This window comes from Bradyrhizobium sp. CFUWI, from assembly GCF_056429085.1.
On the sequence record NZ_JBWJZE010000003.1, the window covers coordinates 642,263 to 649,645 of the forward strand.

At 65.3% G+C, this 7,383-nt stretch carries 7 protein-coding genes and 1 pseudogene; 2 read left to right on the forward strand and 6 right to left on the reverse strand.

Going from position 1 to position 7,383, the window contains the following annotated elements:
* Positions 1 to 9: 9 nt before the first annotated feature.
* The 3 genes from AC066S_RS10445 to AC066S_RS10455 all read right to left on the reverse strand — a co-directional run bounded on the left by AC066S_RS10445 (position 10) and on the right by AC066S_RS10455 (position 3,841).
* Entirely contained in the window at positions 10 to 1,077 is a 1,068-nt protein-coding gene (locus AC066S_RS10445; protein WP_478269588.1) for an enoyl-CoA hydratase/isomerase family protein, read from the reverse strand.
* Positions 1,074 to 2,219: an isobutyryl-CoA dehydrogenase gene (locus tag AC066S_RS10450; RefSeq protein ID WP_478269589.1), complete on the reverse strand. Its 1,146-nt coding sequence runs from the start codon at positions 2,217 to 2,219 to the stop codon at positions 1,074 to 1,076. Before AC066S_RS10450 ends, AC066S_RS10445 begins: the two co-directional genes overlap by 4 nt.
* A 125-nt stretch (positions 2,220 to 2,344) precedes the next feature.
* Positions 2,345 to 3,841 (reverse strand): CoA-acylating methylmalonate-semialdehyde dehydrogenase, encoded by a 1,497-nt coding sequence (locus AC066S_RS10455; RefSeq protein WP_126261120.1) that lies wholly within the window; start codon positions 3,839 to 3,841, stop codon positions 2,345 to 2,347.
* Positions 3,842 to 3,943: 102 nt separating this feature from the next.
* On the opposite strand from AC066S_RS10455, the gene AC066S_RS10460 reads away from it, so the two are divergent.
* Positions 3,944 to 4,852, forward strand: a complete 909-nt coding sequence (locus AC066S_RS10460; RefSeq protein ID WP_126261121.1) for a LysR family transcriptional regulator — start codon at positions 3,944 to 3,946, stop codon at positions 4,850 to 4,852.
* Positions 4,853 to 4,996: 144 nt separating this feature from the next.
* Here the strand turns inward: AC066S_RS10460 and AC066S_RS10465 are convergent, their stop codons facing one another.
* Positions 4,997 to 5,614: a TetR/AcrR family transcriptional regulator gene (locus AC066S_RS10465; RefSeq protein ID WP_478269590.1), complete on the reverse strand. Its 618-nt coding sequence runs from the start codon at positions 5,612 to 5,614 to the stop codon at positions 4,997 to 4,999.
* Between the two features lie 64 nt (positions 5,615 to 5,678).
* Entirely contained in the window at positions 5,679 to 6,212 is a 534-nt protein-coding gene (locus tag AC066S_RS10470; RefSeq protein WP_478269591.1) for a PaaI family thioesterase, read from the reverse strand.
* A 146-nt stretch (positions 6,213 to 6,358) separates the two neighbouring features.
* On the opposite strand from AC066S_RS10470, the gene AC066S_RS10475 reads away from it, so the two are divergent.
* Entirely contained in the window at positions 6,359 to 7,129 is a 771-nt protein-coding gene (locus AC066S_RS10475) for an enoyl-CoA hydratase (RefSeq protein WP_478269592.1), read from the forward strand.
* A 130-nt stretch (positions 7,130 to 7,259) separates the two neighbouring features.
* Here the strand turns inward: AC066S_RS10475 and AC066S_RS10480 are convergent.
* Positions 7,260 to 7,383: pseudogene (locus tag AC066S_RS10480) on the reverse strand (IS481-like element ISRm20 family transposase); the annotation flags it as partial.

The following is a 7,383-nucleotide window of genomic DNA, read 5'->3' on the forward strand; positions in this document are numbered from 1 at the left end:
GTCGCGTTGTTAGTTGAACTTCAGTTCATCAGTGCCGATCTCGGCGAGATATGGCGCCAGCATCTCCGGCGTCACATCCTCGATTCTTCGCGGCGACCAGGTCGGGTTGCGGTCCTTGTCGATCACGGCGGCGCGCACGCCCTCACGAAAATCGTCGCTGCGGAAGACTTCCAGCGCGGCGCGGTATTCCCGCACCAGACACTCCTCCAGGCTCGATGAAGCGCGCGCGAGCCGCAACAGCTTCAGCGTCACCACCATGCCGCGCGGCGATTTTTCGTTGAGCGTCTTCAGCGTCGCCAGCGCAAAGTCGGAGCCGTCGCGCTCGAGCGCCGCAACGATGTCCTCCATGCGGTCGAAGCCGAACAGCGCGTCGATGATGGGCTCTTTTGCGGCCACCGGCCCCGCGGCCTCGCCGGTCGCAAAGCCGCCGATCAGCTTGCTGACGTCGGCGGCGGTCGCGCCGGAACGCAGCTTGGTCAGGGCCTCGCGCAGCTCCGGCAACTTCGCCGCCGGCACGACCCAGTCGGCGAACCTGGCATGGATCGCATCCGGCCCGTTCATGGTCTGGCCGGTCAGCCCGAAATAGGTTCCGATCTCGCCCGGCGAATGCGACAACAGATAGGTGCCGCCGACATCGGGGAAGAAGCCGAGGCCGACTTCGGGCATGGCCAGCTTGGTGCGATCCGTGACGACGCGATGGCTGGCATGGGCAGACAGACCGACGCCGCCGCCCATCACGATGCCGTCCATGAAGGCGACATACGGCTTCGGAAATTTCTTGATCCGGGCGTTGAGGATGTATTCCTCGCGCCACAGGATCTTGCCGAGGTCGCCGTTCACCTTCGAGCTCTCCCAGAGTGCGCGGATGTCGCCGCCGGCGCAGAGGCCGCGCTCGCCGGCACCTTCCAGCACGATCACGGCGACGGCCGGATCGGTCTCAAAGCGATCGAGTGCCTTCTCGATGTCGCGAAACATCTCCAGCGTCACGGCATTGATCGCCTTGGGACGGTTGAGCCTGATGATGCCGGCCGCACCCTCGACGCGGGCGATGAGATCGCCCTCTTCCACTCCGCTCATCGCGCGCCCTCGATCAGTTTGCGCGCCACGATGAGCCGCATGATTTCGTTGGTGCCTTCGAGGATCTGGTGCACGCGCAGATCGCGCACGATCTTCTCGATGCCGTACTCGCTGAGGTAACCGTAGCCGCCGTGAAGCTGCAGCGCTTGGTTGGCGACCTCGAAACCGACATCGGTGCCGAAGCGTTTTGCCATCGCGCACAGCATGGTGGCATCGGGATCCTTGCGATCGAGCGCCGCCGCAGCCCGCCACAAAAAGGTGCGCGCGGCCTCGAGCTCGATCGCCATGTCGGCAAGTCGGAATTGCAGCGCCTGGAATTCGTCGAGGCGCTTCCCGAACGCCTTGCGCTCCTTCATGTAGGCGCGCGCCTTGTCGAGCGCGGTCTGTGCGCCGCCGAGCGAGCAGGCCGTGATGTTGAGGCGGCCGCCATCAAGGCCGGCCATCGCGATCTTGAAGCCGACGCCCTCCTCGCTCAGGCGATTGGCAACAGGCACGCGGGCGTTCTCGAACATCACCGCACGGGTCGGCTGTGCGTTCCAACCCATCTTGCGCTCGTTGGCGCCGAAGGAGACGCCCGGCGTCTTGCCGTCGATGACGAGGGTCGAGATGCCGCCCGGACCGTCACCGCCGGTCCGCACCATCGCCACCAGCAGATCGGTGCCGCCGGCACCGGAGATGAACTGCTTCTGGCCGTTGAGGACGTAATGGTCGCCGTCGCGCACCGCGCGGGTGCGCAACGCTGCCGCGTCCGAGCCCGCGCCCGGCTCGGTCAGGCAGTAGCTTGCGATCAGCTCCATGGTGCAGAGTCTTGGCAGCCATTGATGGCGCTGGGTGTCGCTGCCGTAGGCGTCGATCATCCAGGACGCCATGTTGTGGATGGAGATGAAGGCCGAGGTGGTCGGGCAGCCCGTCGCCAGCGCCTCGAAGATCAGCGCCGCGTCGAACCGCGTCATCGCGGATCCCCCGACATCGTCGCGGATGTAGATGCCGCCCATGCCGAGCGTCGCGGCCTCGCGCATGACGTCGACGGGGAAATGCTTCTCCTCGTCCCAGCGCAGCGCATGCGGCGCGATCTTCTCCGCCGCAAACGCCAGCGCCATGTCGCGAACCGCGATCTGATCCTCGTTCAGAGCGAACTGCATGCTGCCGCTTACCCTTTCACTCCACCGTCATTGCGGCGCAGCGAAGCAATCCAGGCTGCCTCCGCGGAAAGACTCTGGATTGCTTCGTCGCTACGCTCCTCGCAATGACGGGCTGGGCTACAGCCTTACTTCATCAGCGGGATCGAGAATTCCGCGCCTTCCTTGACGCCGGACGGCCAGCGCGAGGTCACGGTCTTGGTCTTGGTGTAGAAACGGACCGAGTCCGGACCGTGCTGGTTAAGATCGCCGAAGCCCGACTTCTTCCAGCCGCCGAAGGTGTAATAGGCGATCGGCACCGGGATCGGCACGTTGATGCCGACCATGCCGACATTGACCCTGGCCGCGAAGTCGCGCGCGGCATCGCCGTCGCGGGTGAAGATGGCAACGCCGTTGCCGTAGTCGTGCTCCGACGGCAGCGCGAGCGCTTCCTTGTAATCATGTGCGCGCACGACCGAGAGCACCGGGCCGAAGATCTCTTCCTTGTAGATCCGCATGTCCTTGGTGACGTTGTCGAACAGCGAGCCACCGAGATAAAAGCCCTTCTCGTAACCCTGCATCTTGAAGCCGCGGCCGTCGACGGCGAGGGTTGCGCCTTCCTTGATGCCGATGTCGATATAGCTCTTGACCTTCTCGACCGCCTCACGCGTGACCAGCGGGCCGTAATCGGCGGACGGATCGATCGAGGTGCCGATCTTGAGGCTCTCGACGCGCGGGATCAGCTTTTCCATCAACCGGTCGGCCGTGGACTTGCCGACGGGGACCGCGACCGAGACGGCCATGCAGCGTTCGCCGGCGGAGCCGTAGCCGGCACCGATCAGCGCGTCGACGGCCTGGTCCATGTCGGCGTCGGGCATGATGATGGCGTGGTTCTTGGCGCCACCGAAACACTGGCAGCGCTTGCCGGTTTGCGCGGCGCGCTCATAGATGTACTGCGCGATCGGGGTGGAGCCGACGAAGCCGATGGCCTTGATGTCGGGGTCGTCGAGGATGGCGTCAACCGCTTCCTTGTCGCCGTTGACGACGTTGAGGATGCCGGCCGGCAGGCCTGCTTCCATCATGAGTTCAGCGAGCAGCATCGGCACGCCGGGATCGCGCTCCGACGGCTTGAGGATGAAGGCGTTGCCGCAGGCGATCGCGGGCGCGAACTTCCACATCGGGATCATCGCCGGGAAGTTGAACGGCGTGATGCCGGCGACGACGCCGAGCGGCTGGCGCATCGAATAGATATCGATCCCGGGACCTGCGCCCTCGGTGTATTCGCCCTTCATCAGATGCGGGATGCCGCAGGCGAACTCGGCGACCTCGAGGCCGCGCTGGATGTCGCCTTTGGCGTCCGGCACGGTCTTGCCGTGCTCGCGGGCGAGCAGCTCGGCGAGCTTGTCGTAGTCGCGCTGCACCAGCTCGACGAACTTCATCATGACGCGGGCGCGGCGCTGCGGGTTGGTGGCGGCCCATTCGGGCTGTGCGGCGCGCGCGTTCTCGACGGCGGCGCGGACCTCGGCCTTGGACGCCAGGGCCACCTTGGCCTGGACGTCACCGGTCATCGGCTCGAAAACGTCGGCGGTGCGGCCAGAGGTGCCCTTGACCTCCTTGCCACCGATGAAATGTCCGATTGAACGCATGGAATGATCTCCTGAGGTCCGAGCTTGAACGCTTTGACAAATCCTATCGACCTGCATTTTATAGGATTCAAGTCTGAGATATTGCACCATAGATGTGCGAAAATGCTGGATCAAGGCGCTATCGATTGGGACGACTTTCGCTTCGTGCTGGCCATCGTGCGGGGCGGCTCGGTCTCGGCTGCCGCAAAACAGCTGGGCGTCGACCATGCCACGGTGATCCGCCGGGTCGACCGGCTGGAAAGGCACCTCTCGGCGAAACTGTTTGACCGGCGCAAGACCGGCTACCTCCTCACCGAGGCCGGCCAGCGCGTCGCCGACAGCGCCGAAGCCATGGAATCGACCATCGTCGCCAACCAGGAGCAGGTCGGCGGCTCGGTGGCGCGGCTGACCGGCACGGTCCGGATCGGGGCGCCTGATGGCTTCGGTACCGCCTTCCTGGCGCCGCGGCTGGCGCCCTTCGCCGACCGGTATCCCGATCTCGATCTGCAACTGGTGGCGACCGCGCGGCTGTTCAGTCTCTCCAAGCGCGAGGCCGATATCGCCATCAGCCTGACCATGCCGAAGGAAGGCCGCATCGTCGGCCGCAAGCTGCTCGACTACCGCCTCGGTCTCTATGCCGCGCCCGCCTATCTCGACCGCTTCCCGAAAATCACCTCGCGCGAGGTGCTGCCGCAGCACCGCTTCGTCGGTTACATCGAGGAGCTCTTGTTCACGCCGGAGCTCGATTATCTGCCGCAGGTGTCGCCGCGGATCTCCGCGCGCTTTCGCAGCGCCAATCTGATCGCCCAGCTCAACGCCACGCTCTCCGGTTTCGGCATCGCGGTGCTGCCCCACTTCATGGCGAACGACTATCCGCAACTCGTTCCGGTGCTGCCCGACGAGATCTCGATCACGCGCACGTTCTGGATGCTGATGCACGCCGACAGCAAGGATCTGGCGCGCATACGCGCGGTGGCGGACTACATCGGCGAGATCGTGGAGCGCGAGCGGGCGCTGTTCGCGGGGAGGTGAGCGACGATCTCCTAGTCTCGTAGGGTGGGCAAAGCGAAGCGTGCCCACGTCACCCCTGACACACGTCAACCCTGGCAATGGAGGGATCGTGGGCACGGCGCTGACGCGCCTTTGCCCACCCTACGGCATCGCCGGAGACCTCGGCTAGCTCTTCGCCCTCTTCGCCACCGCAGCCTTCGGCTCGCGCCTTGCGCCCTCCAGGGCAATGTCCCTGCCCGCCTTCAACACCTCGTCGGACATCTCGCTCGACCCCGCGATGCGCGCGAGCAGCATGGTGCCGGCCATCGTCGCCAACGTCGCGATCGCCTGCTTGCGTGCGGCCTTGCGCGGCAGATTCGGGATGTAGTCCGCCAGCTGCTCGATCATCTCGTCGAGCTTGCCGGCAAAGGCCTTGCGCGCCTTTGGGCTCTCGCGGGCGATCTCGGCACCGAGGGCGGGAATCGAGCAGCCATGGCCGGGATTGTCGCGATGCAGCGCCGAGAGATAGGCCTCCGCGATCAGCACCAGCCGCTTTTCCGGCGAAACCTCGTCGGTGATCTTGCGCCAGTGCTCCATCGAGCGGTCCATCGCATAACCGAACGCCTCGATCACCAGCGCCTCGCGGGAATCGAAATGCGCGTAGAAGCCGCCATGGGTCAGGCCGGCCTCCTTCATGAGATCGGCGACGCCGATGCCGTGGGCGCCCTTCTCGCGCAGCCGCACGGAAGCCTTCTTGACGATGCGGTCGTGGGTTTCCTGCTTGTGTTCCCGGGAATAGCGCATGCGGATCTCATTGGATGTCGGAAATCATCTCATAACACGCGGAGGCCGAAATGGGTGCATTAATTCATGTTAAGTTGCTCCCGATCATCGAAAAGGTTGCGGTTGCATGCACCGCTAGAGCGCCCTTGCCGTCCCGGACGAAGCCTTCGGCGTAGCTGGTCTGCCGCCCCAGCTTGATCACCTTACCTTCGGCCGAGATCAGCCCGGAACGGACCGAGAGCGGACGCAGGAACGCCAGCTTCAAGTCGAGGGTCACCGAGCCCTGGCCGGCCTCGAGCCGAGTCGAAATGGCGCAGCCCATGGCGGTATCGAGCAGCGCCGCCGCGGTCGCGCCGTGGATGAGGCCAATGGTGTTTTCGAGATCCTCGCGCGGCTCCAGTTCCATGACGATCCGACCCGGCTCAACCACGGCCATGGTGAAGCCGATCAGTTTCGCGAAAGGCGGCGGCGGCAGCCGGCCGTCGCGAATGCCCAGCATGGCGTCCATGCCGGACAGCCCCATGGCCGCTCTCGCCACCGGCGCAGGCGCCTGCCAGTCCACCACGCGCTGACGCCGCTGCGCCGGCGAAAACAGGTCGAGTTGATCGATGTCAGTCATAGCCGCCTCTTTGTATTATGCATGTCATACTATGTCGCGGACTTCGCCCTGGCAACTGCCGGCTTGACAAGCCGGGGGTTTCGGCCCGGAAGTGACATCGCCCCCTGCGCCTCGTGCGCACCACCAAAGCCGATCGAGACCCCACGATGGAAATGCTCAACCCCCATTGCGGCGTGACGCGCGATGCGCGCGGCGTCGTCCATGTCGCAATCTGCAACGCCGGCCCGCTCAACATTCTCGGCTCGAAGGTCACCGACGCCGTGCGCGAGGGCTTGCAGCAGCTCAGCTCCGACCGCAGCATCCGCGTCGCGGTGCTGCGCGGCCAGAGCGAGAGGAGCATGATCGGCGGCGCCGACATCAAGGAGATGGCCAAGCTCGACCAGGCATCGGCCGAGGCCTTCATCTGCCGCCTGCGCGATCTCTGCGAGGCCGTGCGTGCCTTTCCCGCCCCGGTCATCGCTCGAATGCCTGGCTGGTGCCTCGGCGGCGGGCTGGAAGTAGCGGCGGCTTGCGACTTCCGGATCGCGGCGCATGACGCACATTTCGGCATGCCGGAGGTGCGGGTCGGCATCCCCTCGGTGATCCACGCCGCGCTGCTGCCGCGCCTGATCGGGTGGGCTCGCGCGCGCTGGCTGGTGATGACGGCGGAGAATATCGACGCAGCCACCGCGCTGGCCTGGGGACTGGTCGACAAGGTCGCGCCGGAGGGCGGGCTCGATGCCGAGGTCGAGCACCTCGTGAAGGCGTTGCTCGCATGCGGCCCCGAAGCGCTGCGCTCGCAGAAGGCGCTGCTGCGGCAATGGGAGGAGCTGCCGCTGACGGAATCGGTGAATCTGAGCGTGAAGGTGTTCGGCGAGTCGTTCCTGACCGACGAGCCGACGCGGCTGATGGGCGCCTTCGTGAACCGGAAGCGGTAGACTTTCTCCGGATCCACTCCAACGGTGTCATGCCCCGCGAAGGCGGGGCATCCAGTACGCTGCGGCGCAGGTTGCAAGGGCGAGTTCGCCTAACGCAGGCCTCTGGGATACTGGATCGCCCGCCTTCTGTTTAGTCCGGGGACATGGCTGACACCTGTTCGGACACATCACTGACAGGTTGGCCGTTGGTCAAGTCGATTGATGCGACCTGCCAGCTGGCAAAGAAGATTCCGTAATGGCCATCGCGGTCGAGG

Excerpts from the sequence above, each read along its gene's own strand:
- AC066S_RS10450 (WP_478269589.1), bottom strand. The coding sequence starts at position 2,219 with ATGCAGTTCGCTCTGAACGAGGATCAGATCGCGGTTCGCGACATGGCG.
- AC066S_RS10475 (WP_478269592.1), top strand. The coding sequence starts at position 6,359 with ATGGAAATGCTCAACCCCCATTGCGGCGTGACGCGCGATGCGCGCGGC.
- AC066S_RS10470 (WP_478269591.1), bottom strand. The coding sequence starts at position 6,212 with ATGACTGACATCGATCAACTCGACCTGTTTTCGCCGGCGCAGCGGCGT.
- AC066S_RS10465 (WP_478269590.1), bottom strand. The coding sequence starts at position 5,614 with ATGCGCTATTCCCGGGAACACAAGCAGGAAACCCACGACCGCATCGTC.
- AC066S_RS10460 (WP_126261121.1), top strand. The coding sequence starts at position 3,944 with ATGCTGGATCAAGGCGCTATCGATTGGGACGACTTTCGCTTCGTGCTG.
- AC066S_RS10455 (WP_126261120.1), bottom strand. The coding sequence starts at position 3,841 with ATGCGTTCAATCGGACATTTCATCGGTGGCAAGGAGGTCAAGGGCACC.
- AC066S_RS10445 (WP_478269588.1), bottom strand. The coding sequence starts at position 1,077 with ATGAGCGGAGTGGAAGAGGGCGATCTCATCGCCCGCGTCGAGGGTGCG.